Origin of the sequence: Eubacterium sp. BL-380-WT-2B (assembly GCF_009696115.1) — a bacterium.
Classification (GTDB): Bacteria; Bacillota; Clostridia; order Eubacteriales; family Eubacteriaceae; genus Eubacterium; species Eubacterium callanderi.
Map to the genome: position 1 here is coordinate 147396 of NZ_VUMP01000001.1, position 25167 is coordinate 172562.

General features: G+C 45.0%; 25 protein-coding genes. 15 read left to right on the forward strand and 10 right to left on the reverse strand.

Annotation, left to right across the window (positions count from 1 at the left end; translation table 11 throughout):
* Positions 1-7 precede the first annotated feature (7 nt).
* Positions 8-1333 carry an MATE family efflux transporter gene (locus FYJ53_RS00775; protein ID WP_148429044.1) on the forward strand — a complete coding sequence of 442 codons (1326 nt, stop codon included), beginning with the start codon at positions 8-10 and terminating at the stop codon, positions 1331-1333.
* Positions 1334-1395: 62 nt separating this feature from the next.
* Here the strand turns inward: FYJ53_RS00775 and hisIE are convergent, their stop codons facing one another.
* Genes hisIE through hisZ form a run of 9 tightly spaced genes read right to left on the reverse strand, consistent with a single transcriptional unit; the run spans position 1396 to position 8943 of the window.
* Positions 1396-2019: a bifunctional phosphoribosyl-AMP cyclohydrolase/phosphoribosyl-ATP diphosphatase HisIE gene (hisIE, locus tag FYJ53_RS00780; RefSeq protein WP_148429046.1), complete on the reverse strand. Its 624-nt coding sequence runs from the start codon at positions 2017-2019 to the stop codon at positions 1396-1398.
* 17 nt (positions 2020-2036) lie between these two features.
* Positions 2037-2792, reverse strand: a complete 756-nt coding sequence (hisF, locus tag FYJ53_RS00785) for an imidazole glycerol phosphate synthase subunit HisF (RefSeq protein WP_148429048.1) — start codon at positions 2790-2792, stop codon at positions 2037-2039.
* Position 2793: 1 nt separating this feature from the next.
* Positions 2794-3507, reverse strand: coding sequence for a 1-(5-phosphoribosyl)-5-[(5-phosphoribosylamino)methylideneamino]imidazole-4-carboxamide isomerase (gene hisA / locus FYJ53_RS00790; RefSeq protein WP_090414057.1), 714 nt, complete (start codon positions 3505-3507; stop codon positions 2794-2796).
* Positions 3504-4112 carry an imidazole glycerol phosphate synthase subunit HisH gene (gene hisH, locus FYJ53_RS00795; protein WP_148429050.1) on the reverse strand — a complete coding sequence of 203 codons (609 nt, stop codon included), beginning with the start codon at positions 4110-4112 and terminating at the stop codon, positions 3504-3506. Before hisH ends, hisA begins: the two co-directional genes overlap by 4 nt.
* The gene (hisB, locus tag FYJ53_RS00800; protein ID WP_148429052.1) at positions 4109-4696 is read right to left on the reverse strand and encodes an imidazoleglycerol-phosphate dehydratase HisB; all 588 of its coding nucleotides are present in this window, start codon (positions 4694-4696) and stop codon (positions 4109-4111) included. The genes hisH and hisB overlap by 4 nt, the downstream gene beginning before the upstream one ends.
* A gap of 1 nt (position 4697) precedes the next feature.
* Positions 4698-5750, reverse strand: a complete 1053-nt coding sequence (gene hisC / locus FYJ53_RS00805; protein ID WP_148429054.1) for a histidinol-phosphate transaminase — start codon at positions 5748-5750, stop codon at positions 4698-4700.
* A gap of 11 nt (positions 5751-5761) precedes the next feature.
* Positions 5762-7048, reverse strand: coding sequence for a histidinol dehydrogenase (gene hisD, locus FYJ53_RS00810; RefSeq protein WP_154556889.1), 1287 nt, complete (start codon positions 7046-7048; stop codon positions 5762-5764).
* Between the two features lie 10 nt (positions 7049-7058).
* Positions 7059-7688, reverse strand: a complete 630-nt coding sequence (hisG, locus tag FYJ53_RS00815; protein ID WP_013378701.1) for an ATP phosphoribosyltransferase — start codon at positions 7686-7688, stop codon at positions 7059-7061.
* Between the two features lies 1 nt (position 7689).
* On the reverse strand, positions 7690-8943 hold the full coding sequence (gene hisZ / locus FYJ53_RS00820; RefSeq protein ID WP_148429056.1) for an ATP phosphoribosyltransferase regulatory subunit: 1254 nt from the start codon (positions 8941-8943) through the stop codon (positions 7690-7692).
* 253 nt (positions 8944-9196) lie between these two features.
* Here hisZ and FYJ53_RS00825 point away from each other — a divergent pair, with 253 nt between their 5' ends.
* The 6 genes from FYJ53_RS00825 (at position 9197) to FYJ53_RS00850 (ending at position 14609) form a co-directional block, all read left to right on the forward strand.
* Entirely contained in the window at positions 9197-11002 is a 1806-nt protein-coding gene (locus FYJ53_RS00825) for a PAS domain S-box protein (protein ID WP_148429058.1), read from the forward strand.
* Positions 11003-11037: 35 nt separating this feature from the next.
* A complete protein-coding gene (locus FYJ53_RS00830) occupies positions 11038-11676 on the forward strand; it encodes an HAD-IA family hydrolase (RefSeq protein ID WP_013378704.1) in 639 nt (212 codons plus the stop codon).
* Positions 11676-12923, forward strand: coding sequence for a CCA tRNA nucleotidyltransferase (locus FYJ53_RS00835; RefSeq protein WP_148429060.1), 1248 nt, complete (start codon positions 11676-11678; stop codon positions 12921-12923). Before FYJ53_RS00830 ends, FYJ53_RS00835 begins: the two co-directional genes overlap by 1 nt.
* A complete protein-coding gene (gene rsmA, locus FYJ53_RS00840; RefSeq protein ID WP_148429062.1) occupies positions 12892-13749 on the forward strand; it encodes a 16S rRNA (adenine(1518)-N(6)/adenine(1519)-N(6))-dimethyltransferase RsmA in 858 nt (285 codons plus the stop codon). The genes FYJ53_RS00835 and rsmA overlap by 32 nt, the downstream gene beginning before the upstream one ends.
* A gap of 71 nt (positions 13750-13820) precedes the next feature.
* Complete coding sequence (locus tag FYJ53_RS00845; RefSeq protein WP_013378707.1) at positions 13821-14102, forward strand: hypothetical protein; 282 nt, start codon at positions 13821-13823, stop codon at positions 14100-14102.
* 120 nt (positions 14103-14222) lie between these two features.
* The gene (locus FYJ53_RS00850; RefSeq protein ID WP_013378708.1) at positions 14223-14609 is read left to right on the forward strand and encodes a PadR family transcriptional regulator; all 387 of its coding nucleotides are present in this window, start codon (positions 14223-14225) and stop codon (positions 14607-14609) included.
* 47 nt (positions 14610-14656) lie between these two features.
* Here FYJ53_RS00850 and FYJ53_RS00855 read toward each other — a convergent pair whose 3' ends face one another.
* Positions 14657-16438, reverse strand: a complete 1782-nt coding sequence (locus FYJ53_RS00855; RefSeq protein ID WP_148429064.1) for an ASKHA domain-containing protein — start codon at positions 16436-16438, stop codon at positions 14657-14659.
* 298 nt (positions 16439-16736) lie between these two features.
* On the opposite strand from FYJ53_RS00855, the gene FYJ53_RS00860 reads away from it, so the two are divergent.
* The 8 genes from FYJ53_RS00860 to gcvH all read left to right on the forward strand — a co-directional run bounded on the left by FYJ53_RS00860 (position 16737) and on the right by gcvH (position 25162).
* Positions 16737-17552, forward strand: a complete 816-nt coding sequence (locus FYJ53_RS00860; RefSeq protein ID WP_013378710.1) for a methyltetrahydrofolate cobalamin methyltransferase — start codon at positions 16737-16739, stop codon at positions 17550-17552.
* A 702-nt stretch (positions 17553-18254) separates the two neighbouring features.
* Positions 18255-19934 (forward strand): formate--tetrahydrofolate ligase, encoded by a 1680-nt coding sequence (locus tag FYJ53_RS00865; protein WP_090414046.1) that lies wholly within the window; start codon positions 18255-18257, stop codon positions 19932-19934.
* Between the two features lie 160 nt (positions 19935-20094).
* A complete protein-coding gene (locus FYJ53_RS00870) occupies positions 20095-20724 on the forward strand; it encodes a cyclodeaminase/cyclohydrolase family protein (RefSeq protein ID WP_148429066.1) in 630 nt (209 codons plus the stop codon).
* 35 nt (positions 20725-20759) lie between these two features.
* Entirely contained in the window at positions 20760-21662 is a 903-nt protein-coding gene (locus tag FYJ53_RS00875) for a bifunctional 5,10-methylenetetrahydrofolate dehydrogenase/5,10-methenyltetrahydrofolate cyclohydrolase (protein ID WP_148429068.1), read from the forward strand.
* A 65-nt stretch (positions 21663-21727) separates the two neighbouring features.
* Positions 21728-22393 (forward strand): methylenetetrahydrofolate reductase C-terminal domain-containing protein, encoded by a 666-nt coding sequence (locus tag FYJ53_RS00880; protein ID WP_013378714.1) that lies wholly within the window; start codon positions 21728-21730, stop codon positions 22391-22393.
* Between the two features lies 1 nt (position 22394).
* Positions 22395-23273 carry a methylenetetrahydrofolate reductase gene (locus FYJ53_RS00885; RefSeq protein ID WP_041689994.1) on the forward strand — a complete coding sequence of 293 codons (879 nt, stop codon included), beginning with the start codon at positions 22395-22397 and terminating at the stop codon, positions 23271-23273.
* A gap of 13 nt (positions 23274-23286) precedes the next feature.
* Complete coding sequence (gene lpdA / locus FYJ53_RS00890; RefSeq protein WP_148429070.1) at positions 23287-24660, forward strand: dihydrolipoyl dehydrogenase; 1374 nt, start codon at positions 23287-23289, stop codon at positions 24658-24660.
* A gap of 121 nt (positions 24661-24781) precedes the next feature.
* A complete protein-coding gene (gene gcvH, locus FYJ53_RS00895) occupies positions 24782-25162 on the forward strand; it encodes a glycine cleavage system protein GcvH (RefSeq protein WP_013378717.1) in 381 nt (126 codons plus the stop codon).
* Positions 25163-25167 lie beyond the last annotated feature (5 nt).

The window sequence follows — 25167 nt, forward strand, 5'->3', positions numbered from 1 at the left end:
CAGTACAATGGACTTACTGAAGGGAAATCTGAAAAAGATATACTTTAAATATCTGTTCGCATCCTTTGGCAGTGCGCTGATCGTATCCGTCTACTCATTGGTGGACTGTGTAATGGTGGGGCAGTATGAAGGGCCAGACGGTGTGGCTGCGTTGGCGACCGTGGCGCCTGTCTGGAATATTATCTACAGTCTGGGCCTGCTGTTCGGTATCGGCGGTTCTGTTTTGATGAGTGCGGCAAAAGGCGCGGGAGATGAAAGCCGCGGGAACAGCTTTTACACAATGGCATTCATCGGTGCCGCTGTTGTCGCTGTACTTTCATGGCTGGGCATTATTTTCTTTCAGGATGCATTGCTGCGTTTGTTTGGTGCGGATGACCTGCTTTTAGGGCTGGCGGGAAAATACCTTTTCTGGATAAAATTTGTGGCGCCGCTGTTTGTGTTCGGGCAGTTTTTTGCCGCCTTTATACGAAATGACAATGCGCCGGCAACGGCGACCGTGGCTGTCATGGCAGGGGGTGTTTTTAACATTATCGGGGATTATATTTTTGTCTTTGTATGTGACATGGGGATCAGCGGTGCAGGTCTGGCGACAGCTCTGGGACAGGTGCTGTCAATCTGTATTTTATGCAGCCACATTCTGAGTAAAAAATGCCGTCTCAGATTTGAAAGGCCCGTGGGCTTTGGTCATATGACCCGTCAGATCGTGCTCACAGGATTTTCGACTTTTTTCATTGATATCGCCATGGGGATCTTATCCATGATGTTTAATAATCAGATTATGAAATACAGCGGCAGCCCGGCGCTGGCGGTTTACGGTGTTATCATCAATGTCAACACCCTGGTGCAGGCCTGTGCCTACGGTGTGGGACAGGCAGCTCAGCCCATCATTTCTATGAACTATGGCGCAGAAAAAGGGGAGCGTATCCGGAAAACACTGAGGCTGAGCCTGATCACAGTTGCGGTGCTGAGTATTGTGTGGACGACCCTGACAATGGCGTTGCCTGAGCCGCTCATCCGCCTCTTTATGAGCCCGACGCCAGAGGTACTGGCCATAGCCCCGGATATCATGCGGAAATACTTTATTTCCTTTCTGCTGTTAACCTATAATATTTATTCGACCTATTATTTCCAGGCCATCATGAGGCCGAAGGCCTCCCTTGCAGTGTCTGTCCTGCGTGGAATGGTGGTGAGCGGACTGCTTATTTATACGCTGCCCGCTCTGTTCGGCGCGGAAGCGCTGTGGTTTGCAATGCCCATAACGGAAATGGTTACCGCTGTTATAGTCGCTGTTTTGATGCGGCGTTATAACAAAAGGCTTAAGATGCTGTCTTGAACAAAAATCAAAATAAAAAGAGAACCTGAAAACTTGATTTCAGGTTCTCTTTTTATTAAGGCTTATTTATGACGCTTAGTCAGTTCGGCGAATAAATCATCAAAGGTCACGCCCTGGTTATTTAAGAGCACAGTCAGATGATAAAGCAGGTCAGAAGCCTCGTAGGTGAGCTCTTCCTTTGAATCGTTTTTGGCAGCGATGATGGTTTCAGCGGATTCTTCACCGATTTTTTTACAGATTTTGTCAACGCCTTCCCGGAAGAGGTAGTTGGTGTAGGAGCCTTCCACAGGGTTTTCCCGGCGGTCCTGTACCTGATCGGCCAGTTTATGGATGATATCCACGTTTCCAGTGGCTTTTTCTTCATTGGTGTACAGATTACGGTAGAAGCAGGAAGTTTCGCCTGTGTGGCAGGCAGGGCCCTTTGGGAGCACCTGAACCAGCAGGGTATCTGCGTCGCAGTCATAGTCGATGGCGACGACTTCCTGGTAGTTGCCAGATGTCTCGCCCTTTGTCCACAATTCTTTGCGGCTGCGGCTCCAGAAGGTGGCTTTGCCGGTTTCCAGTGTTTTGTCCAGGGCTTCCCTGTTCATATAAGCCACCATGAGTACCTGACGGGTGTAATAGTCCTGAAGGACTGCCGGGATCAGGCCATGGTGGTTGAATTTTAGTTCGATGTCATTGTTCATTTCGTTTCTCCTAAATTTTATTTTCTCACCGCAATCCCTTCGCCGGCCAAATAGGTCTTTAGCTCTGGGATTGGTATTTCTTTATAATGGAAGACAGATGCGGCTAAGGCGGCGTCGGCTCCTGCCTTTAAAACCTCTGAAAAGTGGGCCTTTTCTCCCGCGCCGCCGGAGGCAATAACGGGAATCGTCAGAATTTCAGACAGTTTACGGTTGAGCTCGAGGTCATAACCGCGCTTAACACCGTCGGTGTCAATGGAGTTGATGCAGATTTCACCTGCGCCCAGCTCCTGGCCGCGTTTGGCCCATTCGATGGCGTCAATGCCAGTGTTTTCACGGCCGCCTTTTACATAGACATCCCAGGAGCCGCTGTCATTGCGCTTGGCGTCGATGGAGAGCACCACGCACTGGTTGCCGAATTTAAGGGCAGCGTCGCGGATCAGCTGGGGATTTTTAACCGCGGAGGAATTGACCGAAACCTTGTCAGCCCCGGCCATGAGAACCTTGCGGAAATCCTCCACCCGGCTGATGCCGCCGCCGATGGTAAAGGGAATTCGAATCGCCTCAGCCACCTTCTCCACGATATTGATAAAGATATCGCGCTCCTCGTAGGAGGCGGTAATATCATAGAAAACCAGCTCATCTGCACCCTGCTCAGAGTAATAGCGCCCCAGCTCTACCGGGTCCGCCACATCCTGTATATCCTTAAATTTCTTTCCCTTGACGACCCGCCCATGGTCCACGTCCAGGCAGGGAATAATACGTTTGGTCAGCATTTTAGCATTCTCCTTTGAGATAAGCGGCCAGATCAATGGTGCCCTCATACAGGGCTTTGCCGGTAATGGCGCCGTAAAGGTTCATTTCCTCCAGTTTTTTGAGATGATCAGCAGAGGCGATGCCGCCAGAGGCGATAATATCCATGTTCAGATGCAGGTTGAGGACATTTAACATGTCAAAATTAGGGCCGCTCATCATGCCGTCTTTTGAAATATCGGTGTACACCAGAGTGGACAGGCCGAGGCGCTCCAGCTTTGCCGCAAGCTCCAGTGCTTCAATATTGCTGCTTTCCACCCAGCCCTCTGTACAGACAATGCCGTCTTTGGCGTCAATGGAGACACAGACCTTTTCATCATACAGGGCCAGAAGCTTTTCGATAAAGCCAAGATCCTTTACTGCCTGTGTGCCGATGATAATGCGGCTGACGCCGATATCCACATACATTTTTGCAATTTCTTCGTCGCGGATACCGCCGCCCAGTTCAACCGGGATGTCGAGCGCTTTGACAATATCCTTGACAACCTCCAGATTCTGGGGCTTTCCGTCAAAGGCGCCGTCAAGGTCTACGAGATGCAGATATTCAGCGCCTTCGGATTCCCAGCGCTTAGCGACCTCCACAGGGTTGTCGAAATAAATGGTTTCATCGTCCTTAACCCCCTGCTTCAGGCGGACACATTTTCCGTTTTTAATATCGATGGCGGGGAATATGATCATTTGAGATTCTCCTTAAAATTCATAAGTAATTGAGTTCCGACCCTCGAGCTTTTTTCAGGGTGAAACTGCATGCCGATGACGTTCTCTTTCCGGACAATGCCAGGTACCTTAACAGAATAGTCGGCATAGGCGACAACATCGTCAAAGCTTTTTGGCTGTGCGTAATAGGAATGGACAAAATAAACGTAATCCTCTCCGCCGATGTCCTTCACCAGAGGATCATCGCGGTTGATGATGAGGTTATTCCAGCCCATATGTGGGATTTTTAACCCCGGCGCATCAAATTTGACAATGTCCCCGGGAATATAGCCGAGACCTGTCCACTCGCCATCCTCAGTGCTTTTATCAAACAGAACCTGCATACCCAGACAGATACCCATGAGGGTTTTTCCGGACTGCACGTTTTTGTCCAGGCAGTCGATAAGGTCAAACTGTCTGAGATGCTCCATGGCGTCGCTGAAAGCACCGACCCCGGGAAGAATAATGGCTTCGGCGTTGTCCACGACCTTTGGGTCACGGGTGATCACGCCTTCCAGATCCACATCCTTTAATGCAGTGTAGACATTTTTTAAATTGCCTACGTCATAATCAATGATTGCGATCATTCCAAAACTCCTTTTGTGCTGGGCACACCCTTAACGTTGGGGTCAATGGTGACAGCCTGTTTCAGGGTACGGCCAAAGCATTTAAAAATCCCTTCCACAATATGGTGGTTGTTGCGTCCATAAAGAGAGGCTACGTGGATGGTCATTTTGCTGTTGTTTGTAAATGCGATGAAAAACTCTTCCAGCATTTCGGTTTCAAATTCCCCGATATATTCTCTCGTCAGTGGAACGTCGTAAACCAGATAAGACCGTCCGCTGATGTCAATACAGATACGGCAAAGGGCCTCATCCATCGGGGTAAACTGGAAAGCATAGCGGGTGATGCCGGCTTTATCGCCAAGGGCTTCGGCAAAAGCCTTGCCGAGAAGAATGCCGATATCCTCCAGCACATGGTGGTTATCGGTAGCATCGCCTGTTGCTTTCAGGGTCAGATCAAAGCGGCCGTGCTTGGTGAACAGGGTCATCATGTGATCAAAAAAGCCAACACCGGTGGAGACGTTGCACTGGCCGTTGCCGTCAAGGTTCAGGCTCAGCTCAATGTCGGTTTCAAAGGTTTTTCTTGTCAATGTGATTTTTCTTTCCATCTTATAATACCTTTTTCAATATTTCAAGTACTTTCCGGTTTTCCTCAGGGGTGCCAATGGACAGCCGGATACTGGCAGACATCGCTTCGTTTCCTTTAAAAAATTTGATGAGGATGCCGTTTTCCTTCATGGCTTCATAGATTGCTTCGCCTTTGCCGGTTTCAAAGTAAATGAAATTGGAAGCGGTAGGATAAAGCGAATCCAGGGGCATATCCCGCAAGGCCTTGTACATTTTATGGCGTTCAGCATTCAAGGTTTTCAGTCGGTCAAGAAGCTTTTCACGGTTTTTAAGAGCGATGACAGCTGCTTTCTGGGTGAGTACGTTGAGATTATAGGGCGATTTAACCTTGTACATCACGTCGATAAGCGCTTTGTTCCCAAGACAGTAACCACAGCGGATGCCTGCCATACCAAAGGCTTTGGAGAGTGTTCTTAAAACCAGAAGGTTTGGATAATTTTCAATCAGATCCACATGTGTGCTGCCCTTAAATTCCATATAGGCTTCATCCAGGATAACCAGAGCATTGGTTTCCTCAAGAATTTGGACAATGTCATAGCGTGGGAACAGGTAGCCGGTGGGGTTGTTGGGGTTACAGAGGTAGATGAGCTTGGCGTCATTTACCTTTGCGGCGGAGATCATGCCCTCCACATCGGGGATGTGTCCGTCTTTATCGGGTACGCCTACAAACTGGCCATCCGCGATGGCTGTCCAGATCTGGTACATGGCAAAGGACGGTGTGTGGGTGACGGCTGTGTCACCGGGATTCATAAAGGACTGATTGATCATGGCGATAAGCTCGTCTGAGCCAGAGCCGCAGATGATCTGGTCTGCGGGTACACCGGTATAGTTTGAAAGCTCAGCCAGAAGCTCAGGAAAGCAGGCCTCCGGATAACGGTTCAGCGGTGCTTTCATGATCTCGTCGCAGAGCTCTTTTTTCAGCGCTTCAGGAAAATCCCAGGGGTTCTCGTTGGCATTGAGGATAATGTCATACTGCGGGGCCTCGACCTTATAGGCTTCGAGGTCTTTAACACATTTACGCGCAAAGTTTTTCATGGCGGACTCCTTTACTTATTTTCATAGCGGCGCTCCACGGATTTTGCATGGGCGTCAAGCCCTTCGGAGCGGGCAAAGGCAGCGATCTTTGTATAAACCTTTTCCAGAGCATCCTCGGAATAGGAGAGAATGCTGGATTTTTTCATAAAGTCGTAAACACCAAGCGGTGAAGAGAATTTGGCGGTGCCAGAGGTCGGCAGCGTATGGTTTGGTCCTGCAAAATAATCTCCCAGCGGCTCTGGGGTATAACTTCCGAGGAAAATAGCGCCGGCGTTGCGGACGCGTTCCAGATACTGCATTGGCTCGGGAAGAAGAATTTCCATATGTTCAGGCGCGATGGCGTTGGAGAGTTCAAAAGCCTGCTCCAGGTTTTCTGCCACAAAGACAAAGCCGTAATTATCCACCGATTTTCGGGCAATTTCCTTGCGCCCCAGGTCAGCTTCAATCTGGCGGTAAACCTCAGTGATAACTTTTCCCCCAAAATCGGCGTCGGTAGTGACCAGAATCGGCATGGCCATTTCATCGTGCTCAGCCTGAGAAAGCAGATCAGCGGCGGCGTAAACAGGATTGGCGGTTCCATCGGCCAGGATCAATACCTCGCTGGGCCCTGCGATCATATCAATGGCGACTTTGCCAAAGACCTCTTTCTTGGCGGTAGCCACATAGATATTGCCAGGGCCGACAATTTTGTTGACGGGGGCGATGCTCTCAGTGCCGTAGGCCAGTGCGGCGACCGCCTGTGCGCCGCCTGCCTTGTAAATTTCATGAACGCCTGCAATTTTGGCAGCGGCCAGAATATTTGGGTTGATCTTTCCGTCTTTTCCCGGTGGGGTTACCATGACCAGGGAATCTACACCGGCGACAAGGGCTGGGATGCTGTCCATAAGCACCGTGGAGGGATACGCGGCCTTACCGCCGGGCACATAGAGGCCAACTCTCTCCAGAGGCGTAATGTGCTGCCCAAGGGTAATGCCCGGACCGGGATTATACATCCAGGTTTCCTCTTTTTGCTTTTCGTGAAAAGCGCGGATGTTGCCTGCGGCTTCCTCAATGACAGCGGCCATCTCCCGTCCTGCAAGGTCAAAAGCCTCCTGGATTTCAGCGTTGGTCACACGCAGGGTATCCAGACGGCAGCCGTCAAATTTTTCAGTATAGTTTATAAGCGCTGCATCGCCCTGGGATTTGACGGTGTCGATGATTTCCAGAACACGGCGGCGGATTTCCTGATTCTCGCCCTCATCGCGCTTGAGAAGTGTGTCGAGCTTGTTAATGCTTTCTTTGTATGTGTAAGTTTTCATGGGATTCTCCTTAATTGATCGAAAGGTTAGCTTCAAATCTTTCAATAATCGGGTCAATCATGGCGCCTTTGGTTTTAAGGCTGACCTTGTTGACAATGAGCCGTGAGCTGATATCGCAGATTTCCTCCAGCACCACCAGGCCGTTTTCTCGCAAGGTACTGCCGCTTTCCACAATATCCACAATACAGTCTGACAGGCCTAAAAGAGGAGCCAGCTCCACAGAACCGTTGATTTTAATCAGGTCCACAGGCTCGTCCTTGCTGTTAAAATAATCTTTGGCGATGGCTGGATACTTTGTTCCCACCACCAGTTTTTTACCGAACTGGGGCTTGGAATCCTTAAAGCCGGCGACGCACATTTTGCACTGGCCGATATCCAGGTTTAAAAGCTCATAGACATTGGCTGGGTGCTCCATTAAAACATCCCGGCCGACAATGCCAATGTCCGCCGCTCCTTTTTCCACATAGGTTGGAACGTCGGGAGATTTTACCAGAAAGAACTCAATGGCACCAGTGGTATCCTGAAAAATGAGCTTCCGGCTTTTTTCGTCATAATCTTCAAAAATATATCCGATTTTCTGTAAGAGCTCGATGGCTTTTCTGGCTACCCGGCCCTTGGCTAAAGCTAAACGTATCTGCATCTTAATTCACCTCTGCTTCGACAATGCTGTCAATGGCTTGGAAGCCCTTTTTTGTAAAATGGTAGTTCTTCTGGTCACGGATCAGATAATAATGGGCATTCTGGTAGAGCGCGTTCTGTGCAAGGGCTGCTGCGCATTCCTCAGGAGTGGTCTTTAAGACAAACAGCTCAGTGGGCTGCCCCTTTTGACGCAGGATGCCTGCGGTTTTATACCCTTCACATTTGTCTTCTGGAGCATAAAGAATGATGGTTTTCCGCTTTTCAGATTGAGGCAGAAGATGGTACTGCTCCATATATTCCATCATTTTCAGCAGGTCGATCCCAAAGCCGCAGGCAGGACGGGAAATTCCGAACTTTTCAGATAAATGGTTGTAACGGCCGCCGTTGATCACGGGTTCGCCCCAGTTGTTAATATAGCCCTTAAAAATAAGGTCGGAATAATAGTTCATCTGATTGGTGAAGCCTAAATCAAAGGAGATATATTTTGCGTAGCCCGTAACCTCCAGATGATGGTAAATGGCCTTTAGCTTATCCACAACACGTCTCATGGCGTCGTTTATGCAGAGCGCTTCCATTTTTTTGAAAACCTGCTGTGGTTCTCCATAAAGTTTGGGTAATTTTAAAATAATAGCTGCGACTTTAGCATCGAGATTTTTACGGTTTAAAAATTCACCAATATCGCCGATGTTTTTATTTTCGATATATTTAAACAGCTGCGTTTTTTCCTTAACACTGAAGGCCAGCTCATCCATCAGGTGATTGATAAAGCCAACGTGTCCGAGGTCAATATGGACGTCCTCGATGCCGTTTGATAAAAGGGATTCAATGGCCAGTGCGATGATCTCACCATCGCACTCGGGGCTGTTATTCCCAAAATACTCAACGCCCATCTGAGTCATTTCCTTTTTAACGCTTTCCGGTGATGCGAAACTGCGGTAAATATTGGTTAAATATGAAAATTTGATTATTTCATCGGGATCGTGGTGATTAATGGCAGCCATGCGGGTGACAGCCAGAGTGGCGTCAGGCTTAAGGGCAAGTACCTTCCCCTGATGGTTGACAAGTTTAAAAAGGTCATCGCTGGCGATGGAATCCTCGGCAGCGTACAGGTCATAGGCCTCAAAGGTCGGTGTTGATATGGGATGATAACCGTACAGCTCAAAAAGCTGCCCCAGGTTATTTTCTATTTTCTGCAGTGCGGGATAGCCCTGATACTGGATATTTTCAAAGCCATCAATCGTGTAATTTTCGAGCATTGCTTTCCTCCGGTGATTTATTGCGGTAGCGCAATAAAGTGATGTGGTGATATAATAACATTTATTTTATAAAAGGTCAATATTCTTAGGAAAATTTAATCTTTTTTGAGTATGGTATACTCAGGATATTATTATTTTATCATAAAATCCCTAAGGCAACTCAGTTTTATATTGAAAAATAGTGAATGATGGTGCAAAATAGATAAAGAGAGTTTGGACTGGCGCATGAGTACAGAAAATCGAGGAAGATTTTATGGATACATTTTTAATATTCAACCTGATTGGCAACATCAGCCTTTGGCTGTTGATCATTGCCTTGATTGTAACTGCCTTTTTCTATTATAATTACCGTTTAAAAAAGGAAAACCTTGAACAAAAGGAACAGTACCGTCTGGATGTAGACCTGATCAGGACCATGCTCAATATGGTATCAGATTGCGTTATCCTTCTGGATGAAAGCGGCAAAATCCTGCGCGTCAACAAAAAGCTGGAGGAATATTATGGCCGTTCGGCTGATAAGATTGTCGGCAAGAACTATCAGCGGTTTCATACAGATTTTGACTATGAAGAACATAAATCGAATATGCGGCTCAATTTTGATTTGGGAAGTACCTATACACTTCCGGTAAAATATTATATGCCAGACCGTTCCGTCATCCCTTTTTCAGTAGAAATCCATCGTTTTGTCTTCAGTGAGAAGGTGTACTATGGCATTGTAGCCAGAGATGAAAAAAACCTTCAGGAACGAGAAGCTTATATTGAAGAGCAGGCAAGTAAACTGGTAGAGATCGAGCACATTGCCCGCATGGGCTACTGGGAGTTAAACCACCAGAGCAAGGAAATTGTCTGGTCCAGAGAGCTCTATCATATTTTGGGCTATGAAATTAATACGGTTAAGCCGAATCTGGATATTCTGTTTAAAATGGTTCATCCGGCTGATCAGGAGCGTGTAACCAAGGCGTTTTTGGACGCTTTCCAGAATCAGGAGACGGTGGATATCCATCACCGCATTATCACGACTAAAAATGAAGTTGTGGATGTGCTCATCCGGATCCGGCATACATTTTCCAGCAAAAATGAGCACCTTTCCACCATTGGGATCGTTCAGAATATTACAGAGGAAAAGGAACTCAGGGATAATCTGGATTTTCAGAACCAGTTTTCAAAGGCTGTTGTGGATAACTCCGACATGCTGGTATTAACGACAGATGAAAACAACAATATTCTGGAGGTGAACCCCTTCATTGAAGAGCTGACAGGTCAGTCAAGAGAAGTTCTTATCGGACAGCCGGCAGAAGCGATCTTTGGCCATGTCGCCCAGCGCCGCACCAACAAAGACAGAAATTATCGAAAGCCCCTTGATCTCCGTGACAAGGAAGGCAGAATCCGCTGGATCTACTGGAATACAAGAGAACTGCCCTATTTCGATAACCGGCGTGTTTGCGTCAGTGTTGGACTGGATGTGTCGGAAGGTGTGGAATACCGCAATAAGTTTGAATACCTGGCCTACCATGAACCCATCACCGGTCTTGCGAGCCGGCTTAAGCTGCGTCAGGTTCTCAGCCGCTATTTTGCCAAAAATGCCGGAAAGCCTGGTAAGCATATGGCACTGCTCAATATATCGCTGACCAACTACCACGAAATCAATGATCTGTATGGCTATGAGGTTGGGGATCAGGTCGTTAAGCAGGTATGTGAGCAGCTGAGTGATCGTGTAGGCCATTATGGTCTTCTGGCCCGCCACAGCGATGACCTGGTGGTGCTCTTTCTGCCAAACCGTAATGCCAGAGAAAAGATTGAACCGATTTGTATAGAAATCATCGAATGCCTCAACGAGCCTTGCGTTGTGGAGGGAATGACCTTTACTATAGGCGGACAGATTGGCATAGCAAAATATCCGGAAAACGCGCAGAATAAAGAGGATCTTCAGCGCTTTGCCGACGCGGCTATGAACTGCGCCCGGCTGGATACCTCCATCGACTATTACTTTTTTGATGAAAAGCTCAGAAGAAAAATGGTCGATGATAAAATGATGTACAGGAAGAACTACAAAAAATGAGGTAGAAAAGGCCAGATAAACATAAGGAGAACAGAATGGCTTATAAATGTGTGGTTTTTGATTTTGACGGTACTTTGGCCGATACAGAGGAAAAAACCTTTAACATATACAACGATATGGCTGAAAAGTACAAATATCGAAAAATCACAAAAGAAGAGCTGCAGCATATAAAAAATTTGCATATAAAGGAAATCATGGAAATTGTGGATATCCCTTTCTATAAACTGCCCAGAGTCCTCAGCGAGGGGCAGAAGAGAATGCGGGCAACAATGGAAGACATACGGGCATTTTATCCGGAAATAAAAACCTTTATGGACGACCTTACCCAGATTACTGAATACCGCGGGATACTGACTTCCAACATCGAAAAAACCGTCCAGTCCTTTTTAAGGCATTACCGGTTGGAGGACGATATTGATTTTATTATGTGCTCAGCGCTTTTATCAAAGGAAAAGAAAATAAAAAAAGTTCTTAAGAAATATGATCTTAAGAAGGAGGAACTGCTTTACGTTGGCGATGAAACCAGAGATATCGAATCCTGCCTCCGGGCAGGTGTGGACGTGGTGGCAGTAAAATGGGGTTATAACACGCCCAAAGCCCTGGAACGCTGCAACCCCACTTACATGGTGGATCATACCACGGATATCCTGACCATTGTAAAGAATAAAATGTAATGGAAAAAGCAATCGAAACCTTATTTCAAGTTTTCAGAAAACATCATAAGCAGCTTTTTATTGTGGGAGGAGCTGTCCGTGACATGCTTCTGGGCAAAGCCCCGAGCGATTATGATTTCACGACCGATGCCCTGCCAGATGAGGTAGAAAGCTGGTTTGAGCATACCGTCACCGTCGGTAAACACTTTGGAACCATTGGCGTTATTATGGACAAAAAAGTTTATGAAATTACCACCTTTCGTAAAGAAGCCAGCTACGCTGACGGCCGCCATCCCGATGAGGTGCTGTTTACCGATGATGTAAGAGAAGATGTCAGCCGCCGTGACTTTACCATTAATGGCCTGTTAATGGATGAGCGCGGCTGTGTTTTCGACTATGTCGGTGGGCTTGAGGACATCAGAAATGGTATGGTCCGCTGCATTGGCGATCCTAAAAAGCGCTTTGAGGAAGACCGCCTGAGAAAATGGCGCTGTATCCGCCTTGCGGCCGAAAAGCGTATGGAGCTGGATGAGCGGACCCGCAGCGCTATCCGGGATAATCCGGATACGGCTGGCGTCAGCATTGAGCGGATACGCGGAGAGCTTACCCGAATCATGTTATGTGAGAAAGTAGCGTGGGGCGGATATCTCCTCATAAAAACAGAACTTTTGGGCGATCTGCTAAACCGTATGGTTCCGGAGTATTGGAAGCGGTGTGAGGACTATCTTATCGATGGTTTTGAAATTATGGGTTATCTGCCCAAAAAGCTGCCGCTCAGGCTGGCGGCATTTCTGCTAAACATGTTTCCGGAAGAGCGGAGAGTCTTTCTCAGAGAAATGCGTTATTCCAACAAAGAAAAGCAGCTGGCCTATGGCTTTTGCCACCATGTCGTAGCGGATAGCCAGGATAGTGTTACCTTTAAAGAAGCCCTGGCCGATATCGGAATGGAAAATGCGGAGGATTTTCTGGCTTTTCAGGATGGACTGGCTTATTGGGATGGCGATCCTTCAATTAAACGAGCAGCCGAACAGAATCAACGGGTGTACCGTCGGATTGCTGCAAACCGAGAGCCCATGACCTTAAGAGAGCTGGCCGTTAATGGAAAAGACCTGACAGACAGGGGCTATCAGGGAGAAGCGATTAAGGAAAGTCTGACCAGGCTTCTGAAAAGAGTTTATGAATATCCCGAAGAAAATAAGAAAGACAGGCTCCTGGCCTGGCTGGAAAGAGAAACACATGGAGAAACTGACCTCCCCGAAGGTAATTGAAGGGATCTTAAATAAATACGACCTGCATTTTAACAAGCGCTATGGACAAAATTTTTTGATTGATGAAAATATCGTGCGAAAAATTGTAGAAGCCGGCAATGTGCATAAAAATGATACAGTATTGGAGATAGGGCCGGGAATCGGAACCATGACTCAGGTGCTGGCTGAAGCTGCCGGAAAAGTCTATTCTGTGGAAATAGATAAAAAATTAATTCCCGTTTTAGCCGAAACCCTGGAGGACTGTAATAATGTTGAGATTATTCAGGGAGATATTTTAAAAACAGATATTCCCGGGCTCCTCCGGACAAATTTGCAGAAGAATCCTTTAAAAATTGTTGCGAATTTGCCTTACTATGTCACAACCCCCATTATTATGGGGTTTCTGGAATCAGAACTGCCCATTGAGCAGATGACTTTTATGATCCAGAAAGAAGTAGGGGAACGGCTTTGTGCAGAGCCTGGGACAAAGGCTTACGGCTCGCTGACCATTGCAGCGCAGTTTTATGCCGAAACAGAAATCAGCTTTTATGTGCCTGCGGCGGTGTTCATGCCGAGGCCAAAAGTTGATTCTATTGTGGTTACGCTGAAAAAAAGGGCAGAGCCGGCAATCCGGGTGTCTGATAAAAAGCTTTTTTTCCAGATCGTAAAGGCTTCGTTTTTAAACCGCAGAAAAACATTGATCAACGGTCTGCAAATGAACACCGATTATTCGAAAGAGCGCCTGCTGAATGCTCTGGAAAAATGTGGAATAGCTCCGGGTGTACGGGGTGAAACGCTGACGGGAGAAGATTTTGCCCGTCTGGCAAATACTCTGTCAGGAGAATAGATAAATACCCTCTGTGAATAAAAACGGTCATTTTGGATATATATCTTAATGATTGAAAGGGGGGCATTTTAATGGAAACGAAACCCGCAAGAAAGACACGTCCGTTTTACGTAACACTGGCTTTGGTAGCAATCATTATGTTTAGTCTTTTTGGTTTCCTGTTCTTTAGAGAGATGGGAAGGCTCAGCAGCCTGACCGGTGTCAGTATGCTGCCTGAACAAAAATTGACGATATCAAAAATTGACAAACAGGAACTAAGAGAAAAACAATTGGAAAACCAGTATACACAGACATTGGTTATTACGACAGATGCAGTAGCATCCTATATTATGGATAATAAAGCCATTGATTGATTTTACAGATGCCCCGTGATCAACGGGGCTTTTTGATTATGTGGATCTTTACAAAAAATTAAAAATGACGTATACTTTTATTAGCGAGCATAAGACTTAATCCAATAATGGAGGAATCGAATGAAGAGTATTAAAAGAGTGTGCGCCTGTAAAGGCGGAACCCTGACCCGTTTTATACAGCCTGTGATCCTGACCATTCTTTCAGAACAGGACGACCATGGCTACAGCATTTTATCAAAGCTGGCTGGCACTTATCTGTGGAAGGATAAAAAACCGGATGCCTCCGGTCTTTACAGAACCCTTAAAAATATGGAACAGCAGGGGCTTATCGTTTCGCATATCGACATTGCAGACAATGAGAACATGGGAAAAAGGGTCTTTTCCATCACACCCGCCGGGTTGGAATGTATGATGCACTGGAAGGAAACATTGGAAGACTACCAGAAAGGCATTGATGAAATTATTGAGGGGATTGCAGAAGCTGCCGGGAAAAGAAAACTGGATTGAAAATAAAAAGACGAAGCGTGTTCAGCTTCGTCTTTTTGTGTTCAGAATTAAATCATCACATTATCCCCGAACATGGTATTCATCATATAGGTCTCGACAAATTTGGGGTCTGTTGCCAGCTCAATATGGGTGGTGATGGTCGGGATAGCATTACAGATATCAGCCTCTTTCTTTGACAGCAGATACAACTGTGCCCCAGTGCCTGCCCCGTTGCCGATGGAACGTACAGGAACACCTTCGATTTTTGGCAGTAATCCAATAAATTGTGCATTATGAACGTCAATGTAGTTTCCGAAGGCGCCGGCAATGACAATTTCTTCAAGATCACTGCCTTTGATACCGTAATTTTCAGAGAGCAGGCAACAGCCCGTGTAAATGGCAGCTTTTGCGAGCTGGACAGCGCGGACGTCCTTTTGTGTGATAATGATGTCTTTGCCTTCAGGATGCTCACTGGCAGTTACAATTTTAAAATACCGCTGATTATTTTCATCCACGCCAAAGCGATTTTTCATAGGGTGGGCATCTAAAGCATCACCTTTAATGAAGTTGCCCCGTTTGGCGATGAGTCCCTCACGAAACAGCATGGCGATGGCGTCAACAATGCCAGAGCCGCAGAAGCCCTGAGGAGCTGTTTTACCGATGACAGAATAAGTGATTTTGCCATTTTCACAGCCAACCTTTTCAATGGCTCCTGTAGTACCGCGCATTCCCATAGTCAGGCCTGCGCCCTCAAGAGCCGGTCCGCATGCGGTGGAAGCGACATAGAACTTGTCACAGTTTCCGACGGCGATTTCACCATTTGTACCAAGGTCAATCATTAGCCGCATTTTTTTATCGCGTGGCAGGCCCAAAAGAACCGCTGTGGTATCTGCCCCTACGAAACCTCCGAGCAGTGGCATAAAGGTAACCGTACCCTTAGGGTTAATCGGAAGCGGTGTGTCCATACCTTTGAGGGATATGGCATCCTTGCAGAACCCGAGGAATGGTGCCAGGCCAAGATGCTTTGGATTGAGTTCCAGAAACAAGTGGGCCATGGTGCTGTTTCCACAATAAACAGTCTGATAAATATCGTTCGTATCCACCGACGCTTTTTTGCATACCTGAGTGATAATCTCAGCCAGAGTTTCCATGATGGCTTCGTAGATTTTATGCAGGCTTTCCGGCGATTCGCCGGCATAGTCAATGCGGCTGATAACATCTCCCCCAAAAGCAATCTGTTTGTTAAGCATGGAATGCTGGTTTAACAGGCATCCGCTTGTTATATCATAGAGGTAACCGACAACAGAGGTGGTGCCAATGTCAAAGGCAATGCCATAAATGGGTTTTTCCGTTTCATTAGAAGGGATAAAATCAATGATCCTGTTGCCGGAGACGATAACATGCAGCTTTTCATAACCTTCCAGAAAGTAAACCTCTGAAAAATGCTTTAAAACAGAATAGTCCGGCGTGTCAAGAGTTTGCGGTATGAGCTTGCGCAAAACATCCAGATCATAGGTACACATAGGCGTAACAAGATCGGTATAATTTAATGAATAGCATTTTACAGTTGGATCAAAAGGCAGGTCGCTGTTGGATGAGGTTTCAAGGATCTGGCTGGCAGCCTGCTCACGGGAAGCATAAATCTCCATCCCGTCAGAAACAGAATACTGGCAGGCCAATACCTCTTTCATTTCTCCATTTTCCTTAATGTTAACCAGGCATTTTTTACAGCGTCCCTTTCCGCCGCACACAAGGTTTAAGGGCAGACCAATGGAAGAACAGACATCAGAAATCAAACTGTCCTGAGACACTTCTATTTCTTCCTCAAGTAATGGGAACAATACGCGCATGATAAATCTCCTTTATTAATATTGAAAATTATGTATATACAGGTAAACATCATCTTTAATCGTTTTAATTATACGCTTTCATAGCTGATTTTACAATACAGATTCCTTAAATTTGCAATAAGAAAAATCAGGGGTTCAGGAAGAAAGGGTAAATTTTTAAACAATTTGTGAAAAAATATTGACAACGGTTTCTGAACGTGGTACCCTATGTATATGATATATCTGTATATACAGGTAAGACTTGTATGTACATTTATTTGAGTAGCGGCGAAGTAAACGCTGTCAGAGGAGGATTATGATGATTATTATTGGAGAAAAACTGAACGGTGCGATTCCAGTGGTTAAAAAAGCCATTGAAGAAAAAGACGAAGCATTCATTAGAGACAGAGCAATTGCTCAGGCAGAAGCCGGTGCTACCTACATTGACGTATGTGCTGGTACAGCTCCTGAAATTGAACTGGAATCCTTAAAATGGATGATGGACATTGTACAGGAAGCCGTTGAAACACCACTGTGTATTGACAGCCCGGACCCTGAAATTTTGAAAGCTGTTTTCCCATTATGTAAAAAACCAGGTCTGGTAAACTCTGTTTCCGGCGAAGGTAACAAAATGGACGTTCTTTTACCATTGTTTGACGATGCAGATCCAGCATGGGAACTGGTTGCCATGACCTGTGACAATGCCGGTATTCCAAATACTGTTGAAAAGAAAGTTGAATTAACTAAAATGATGGTTGAAGAAGCTAAAAAGCATAATCTGACACCAAACAGAATTCATATTGACCCTTGTGTAATGGCTTTATCAACAGAAAACCATTCTTTCTTAAACTTCAAAGCAGAAATCGAAGGAATCAGAGAAATTTATCCTGACATTCATATTACCTCAGGCTTAAGTAACATTTCTTTCGGCTTGCCAGCCAGAAAATTAATGAATCAGAATTTTATGACCTTATCTATGTTCGTGGGTATGGACTCTGCTGTTATGGATCCGACAAGCCGCGACATGATGGGCGCAATTTTCGCAACAGACGCTTTATTAGGAAATGACAGACTTTGCAGAAAATACAGCAAAGCTTTCAGACAGGGCAAGATTGGACCAGTTCAGGCGAAATAATCTTTAGCCCATCCTACTTTTAATTGTGCTGATACTTGATGAATTTTAAGTATATAACATTTCTTAGTTAAGAGAGACAACATTGGCGGGCTGTGATTTGTCGATTTGTCTCTTTTAATTTTTTTCTTTCAAAATCGTTTTCATGAAATTTTTACGATAAGTTTGTTTGATATTTATCTATCAATCTAACGGCGATTTATTTTAAAATATTGCCATAAAAGCATTGACAAGCTTTTTTTTACGTGGTATGATTTAACCATAAGCAAGAAGTGGCATATTATATATAATAGTACCCAGACATAATCGGCGGGCAGATTGTAAACGTCAAGTCTTCATAACTAAGGGAAATGGTGAGAGGCACTGACGGAAATGTGAATATGGAAATGAGATTAAGCGTATTTTAAATATGGTTAGTCGAAAAAATCTTTTTTTAGCCAAATCTGTATATACAACTATTTACATATAAGTACATGAATATACAGTGTTAAAAATTTATGTAAATATATGAAAATTAACATGTTTTGTAACAAATTTGTATATATAAGCATATACAGGTAATACAGGAATATACAAGTGTAAACGCTAAACAGCCTTAAAAAAAAGAAAATTTATCTTACTTTGTATTTGATTTTTTTCGTAAAATGCTTTAGAATATGAAGTAAGAAATGTTAAAAATTTATCAAAGTATTGGAGGATTTAAAAATGGGTTTCAAATCAGACATCGAAATTGCACAGGAAGCTAAACCACAAGACATTCGTGAGATTGCTGCCAAGTTGGGTTTAACAGAGGATGACTTAGAATTATATGGTAAATATAAAGCTAAAGTCGATTATAATTTGTTAAAACGGGAAACCGGAAAGAAAGCAAGACTAATCTTAACAACTGCAATTAATCCGACTCCTGCTGGTGAGGGGAAAACGACAACAACAATTGGCGTTGCAGATGCTCTTTCTAAATTGGGCAAAAACACACTCGTTGCTTTAAGAGAACCTTCCTTAGGACCAGTTTTTGGTGTTAAAGGCGGCGCCGCTGGCGGCGGTTATGCTCAGGTTGTTCCGATGGAAGACATTAACCTGCATTTCACAGGCGATTTCCATGCGATTGGTGCAGCAAACAACCTTTTAGCTGCAATGCTTGATAATCACATTCATCAGGGAAATGAATTAAACATTGATCCTAAGAGAATTACATGGAGACGTTGCGTTGATATGAATGACCGTCAGTTGCGTAACATCGTCGATGGTCTTGGTAAAAAAGGTGACGGTGCAGTTCGTCAGGATGGTTTTGACATTACTGTTGCGTCTGAAATTATGGCAGCTTTCTGTTTGGCAAGTGACATTGTTGACCTGAAAAATAGAATGGGTCGTATCATTGTTGGCTATACTTACGATGATGAACCGGTTACCGCTGGTCAGTTAAAAGCTAACGGTGCAATGGCTGCTTTATTAAAAGATGCTTTGAAACCAAATCTGGTACAGACGCTGGAAGGAACACCCTCTTTTGTACATGGTGGACCATTTGCAAACATCGCTCATGGCTGTAACTCTGTAATCGCTACTAAGATGGCAATGCATTTTGCTTCTGATTATGTTGTAACAGAAGCTGGTTTCGGTGCAGACTTAGGCGCAGAAAAATTCCTGGACATCAAATGCCGTATGGCTGGTTTGAAACCAGACGCCGTTATTATCGTCGCAACTGTAAGAGCGCTGAAATACAACGGTGGAGTTCCAAAGGACGAATTAAACAACGAAAACTTAGAAGCTTTGGAAGCAGGTCTTCCAAATTTATTGAAGCATGTTGAAAACATTACTCAGGTTTACAAATTACCTGCAGTTGTTGCGATCAACCGCTTCCCATTAGATACCGAAGCAGAATTAAAATTAGTAGAAGACAAATGTAGAGAACTTGGCGTTAACGTTGCGCTGTCCGAAGTATGGGCAAAAGGCGGCGAAGGCGGTATCGCAGTTGCCAACGAAGTTATTCGTCTCTGCGAAGAAGGCGAAAACAGCTTCCAGTTCTCTTATGAAGATGACATGAGCATCAAAGATAAGATCAATGCCATTGCTACTAAGATTTATGGCGCTGACGGTGTAGACTATACTCCGGAAGCGGATGCTGAAATTGCAAAATTAACCAAACTGGGCTTTGACAAAGTTCCGGTATGTATGGCTAAGACACAGTACTCCTTAACGGATGATCAGACTAAGCTTGGCCGTCCGACTGGTTTCAGAATCACTGTTCGTCAGGCAAGCATTTCCGCAGGTGCAGGCTTTATTGTATGCTTAACCGGTGAAATTATGAAAATGCCAGGGTTACCAAAAGAGCCGGCAGCAGAACGTATTGATGTTGATGAAAACGGCGTAATCTCTGGCCTGTTCTAGAAAACTGAAATACAAAATTAAATAAAAAATTTGACTGCTTTCGCTACATTGGCAGTCTGGGGGAGGGGTTCGACTCCTCCCCATTCGCATTTTCAGACAAAAATTTTTTCATGAAAAATGTGAACCTTAATAAAGAACAAAAATTTTGAGAGGAAACACTATGGGAATCGCAGACAAAAAATGTACAGAATTTGTCGAAGTACTTTACAGTAAAAGTGCTGTTCCGGGAGGCGGCGGTGCAGCGGCACTGGTAGGCGCCATTGGTACAGCATTGGCAGGAATGGTCGGCAATCTGACCACCGGTAAGAAAAAATATGCTGAATATGAAGAAGATATCCAGAGAATTCTTGGCGAAGCACAGGCATTACAGGATCAGCTGATGGCGATGATTGATCAGGATGCCGAAAATTTCGCGCCTCTGGCCAAGGCCTACAGCCTTCCGACAGAAACGGAAGAGCAAAAGGCACATAAGGCAGAAGTAATGGAAGAATGTACAAAGGTAGCCTGCGGCGTACCCATTGAGATTGTTCGTGTATGCTATAAGAGCATCAAGCTTCACGAAGAACTTGTCCACAAGGGTTCCGCTTTGGCTATTTCTGACGTTGGCGTTGGGGTACAATGCCTGCGCGCAGCAATGATCAGCGGCTGGCTGAATGTTTTAATCAACATCAAGACCATGAAGGACAGAGACTACGTGGCTTTTGTTGAAAATGAGCTGAAGCCTATGCTGGAAGATGGTATTGCAATTTGCGACACTGTTTATGCCGAAGTGGAAAAACAGTTGTCTTAAAACTAAAATTTAAAAAATAAATTCAGGAGAAAATTATGGCAGCAAAATTATTAAGTGGTAAAGAAGTAAGTGAGTCCATGTTAGCAAAGGTTCTGGAGGATGCAAAATCCCTGATTGCCGGAGGCGTTCAGCCTAAACTGGCAATTATGCGTGTTGGCGCAGACCCAGGGTCTATCTCTTATGAAAAGAGTATTATTACCAGAATGGGCAAATCAAGCATTGAAGTGGAATCTGTAGAATTCCCTGAAGATGTAACACAGGCTGATTTTGTAGCAAAATTAAAAACGCTTAATGATGACAAAAATATCCATGCGGTTTTGATTTTTAAACCGCTTCCAGAACAGCTGGATGAAGAAGAAATCAAATATATCTTAAGCCCGGAAAAAGACCCGGATGCTTTAAATCCAACAAACCTTGGTAAATTAATGATTGCGGATGAAAGAGGCTTCTTCCCATGTACAGCAGAAGGCGTTATGGAGCTGCTGAAGCACTATGAAATTGATGTTAAGGGTAAAGATGTTGTCATTATCAATAACTCAAATGTTCTTGGAAAACCGCTGGCAATTATGTTGACCAATGAATTCGCAACAGTGACCATGTGTCATGTGTTCACAAAAGACACACAGTCTTATACAAAAAAAGCGGATATTGTTGTTACAGCTGCTGGTATCTATGGCCTGGTTAAACCGGATATGTTAAGCGAAGACTGTATTCTGGTTGACGTTGCAATGTCCCAGATGAAAGATGAAAACGGCGAATTTGTATTAAACGAAGAAGGCAAAAAGATCCGTACGGGTGATGCCCACGTTGACTGCCTGGATAAGGTTGCAATGATCACCTCTGCTACGCCTGGCTGCGGCGGAGGAACTGGCCCGATCACCACCGCTCTTCTGGCACAGCATGTCATTAAAGCCTGCAAACAGCAGAACAATTTATAGGAATGGGAATTAAGCCCGGGAGAGTATCTCCCCGGGCGGATTAAATATAGACGGAGGAAGTAAAAATGATTATTTCTCAAAAAAAATCTTTTGAAGATGTATTAGAATATTTAAAGGATGCAAAGAAAGTGGTCATCACTGGTTGTTCTGAATGTGCGACCGTTTGTAAAACCGGTGGGGAAGAAGAAGTTGAAGCCATGAAAGCTGCACTGGAAGCCGAAGGTAAGGAAGTCTTGGCAACCAAGGTTTTAACAACTTCCTGTAATGTGCTTTTAAACAAAAAAGAGTTAAAGGAAATCAAAGGCGAGCTGGGCGACGCAGATGCTGTACTGTGTATGGCTTGCGGCGATGGAGTCCAGACTGTTGCCAAGGGGGTTAAAAAAGAAACCTATCCGGCAAATGACACCATGTTTGTTGGCGAAACCGTCCGCAATGGTATCTTTGAAGAAATGTGTAAAACCTGCGGTGACTGCGTACTTGGAAGAACTGCTGCAATCTGCCCGATTACCCGCTGTGGCAAATCCTTATTAAACGGTGCCTGCGGTGGCTCCAGAGACGGCAAATGCGAAGTTATTCCTGAAAATGACTGTGCATGGATTGAAATTTATAAAAAATTGAAAGAACAGGGTAAAGAAGAATTACTTGAAGAAATTCAGCCATTACGCGGCTATAAAAAAGTTGCTTACCCAAGAACAATTAATTTAAGAGATCAGGAAAAGGATGGTGAATAAGATGAGCAGTTTATTACAACAGACATTAGAAGCCGGTAAATTTGCGATTACTGCAGAAATGGCACCACCAAAAGGGACTGATTTCAGCCATATTTTAGAAATTGCAGACCTGTTAAAGGGGCGTGTGCAGGGTGTTAATGTTACAGACTATCAGTCTGCTGCCGTTAAAGCGTCTTCCTTGGCTATGTGCGTTGAACTTGAAAAGAAAGGCCTGGAATCAATTTTACAGATGACAGGACGTGACCGCAATCGTATCGCCATCCAGGGTGAAATGTTATCCGCAGGTCATTTTGGCGTAAAAAATATGCTGGCGTTGACCGGTGACCACACCACCACAGGTGACAATCCTGAAGCTAAGCCGGTATTTGAAATGGATTCTGTATCCATTCTTCAGACTGCTGAAGTATTAATGAGCGGTCAGGATCTCGCGGGTAATGAGTTGAAGGGAGCACCAGATTTCTACCTGGGCGCTTGTGTTACCCCTGTTTTTGATCCGATTGAAGTACAGCTGATCAAAATGCGCAATAAAATTAAAGCCGGTGCCAAGTTCTTCCAGACACAGGGTGTATTTGACATTGAAGTTATGCGTGAATTTAAAGAACTGACCAAGGACATGGACTGCTATGTTCTGGCTGGTATCATTCCGCTTAAATCTGCCGGTATGGCAAAATTCATGAACCGCAGCGTACCTGGAATCTCTGTACCGGACGCTTTAATTGAACGCTTAACCGAAGCTGAAGACAAGGCCGCTGAAGGCATTAGAATTGCCGGCGAATTTGTAGCGCAGCTGAAGGAAGAGGGCGTGTGCGACGGTGCTCACATTATGGCGATCGGCGCAGAAGAAAACGTACCGAAGATTCTGGACGTAGCTGGTTTATAGGAGTAGTGAACTGATGAGAATTACTGTAATAGGTGCAGGCCCGGGTGGCTATGAAGCCGCTATTATGGCTGCAAAACTGGGTGCAGAAGTCACCTGTATTGAAAAAGACGAAGTCGGCGGTACCTGTTTAAACCGCGGATGTATTCCAACAAAAGCTTTTCTGGCAGCCTCCGATGTTCTGGAAACTGTTGAAAGCGCTAAGGATTTTGGCATTAACATTGACGGCACTGTCAGCGTTGACTACAAAGCGGTTGTCGACCGTAAAAATAAAGTAAAAGACGGCCTGATCAAAGGGATTCATTTTCTCTTTGAAGAAAACAAGGTAAACCTGATCAAGGGTACGGGCAAAATCGTCGATAAAAATACCGTTGAGGTTACCAAAGAAGATGGTTCAACCGAAACTGTTGAAACGGATAAAATTATTCTGGCCACCGGTTCTGTTCCGGTAAGCCCGGGAATGTTTAAATATGACGGGAAAAAGGTGATCACTTCCGACGAAGTGCTGGATCTGGAAAAAGCTCCGGAATCCATTATTATCGTTGGCGGCGGTGTCATCGGCTGTGAAATCGGCCAGTTCTTGAGCCGCATGGGCACAAAGGTAACCATTGTAGAAGCACTGGAACAAATTCTTCCAAATGAAGACAAGGATGTTTCCAAGCAGCTTCTGCGTCAGTTTAAAAAGGACAAAATTAAGGTACACACCGGTGTAGGGGTGGCTGAAGTTGAAGTTTCTGACGATGGTGTTAAAGCTTCTTTGGCTAACGGCAAATCCGTTGAGGCTGAAATTATGCTGGTTGCTATTGGCCGCCGCAGTTTTGTGGACAATCTGGGTGCACAGGATGCTGGTGTTGAAGTGGATGAGCGCGGTCGTATTGTTGTCAATGACAAGATGGAAACCTCCGTTCCCGGCGTTTATGCCATTGGGGACATCGTTGCGACAGCTCAGCTGGCGCACGTTGCCTCAAAAGAAGGGATCGTCGCTGTTGAAAACGCCATGGGCGCAGACAAGCATGTCGCTTATGCCGCGGTACCGCGCTGCGTATACACCGAGCCAGAAGTTGCCGGCGTTGGCTTAACTGAAAAGGACTGTGAAAAGAAGGGCGTCGAATATAAGCTTGGAACCTTTGATTTCAGAGCTTTAGGTAAGGCACAGGCCATTGGTAAAATTCAGGGTTTTGTAAAGGTCATTGTGGATAACAACGATGTGATCGTTGGCGCTTCCATTGTCGGACCACACGCGACCGACCTGTTAGCTGAACTGAGTCTGGCAGTACATTTAGGCTTAACGGCTGAACAGGTGGGTGATGTTATTCATCCGCATCCGTCACTGTCTGAAGCACTGATGGAAGCACTGCACGACGTACACGGAAAATCCGTTCATAAATAATTAAATGAGGCTCTCTCAAAAAGAGAGCCTTTTTTAAAAGAGAGTTCTTTTTTAGCTTGAACTCATGGCGTTATCGTGATATATTAAAGTCAAAATATACAATATTTAAGGAGAAAAAACCATGAACGTACCACAGGAATTAAAATACGATAAGGAACAACATCTTTGGATTGCAGTTGATGATAATGTAGCAACCATTGGTATTACGGATTTCGCACAGGATAAAATGGGTGATATCTTATTCGTAGAGCTTGCAGATGAAGACGACGAATTTGAACGTGGGGATGAATTCTCAGTTGTTGAATCCGGAAAGAAAGCCTCTCCGCTGGAAGCGCCATTCGCTTTTAAGGTTCTGGAATCCAATCAGGATTTAGATGACGAACCAGAAGCGATTAATGAGGATGCTTATGCAAACTGGATTGTTAAGGTTCAGATCACAGATGACGAAGGTATTGAAGACTTGGTAGATGCAGCTGAATACGAAGCAGCAATTGCTGAATAAGGTTT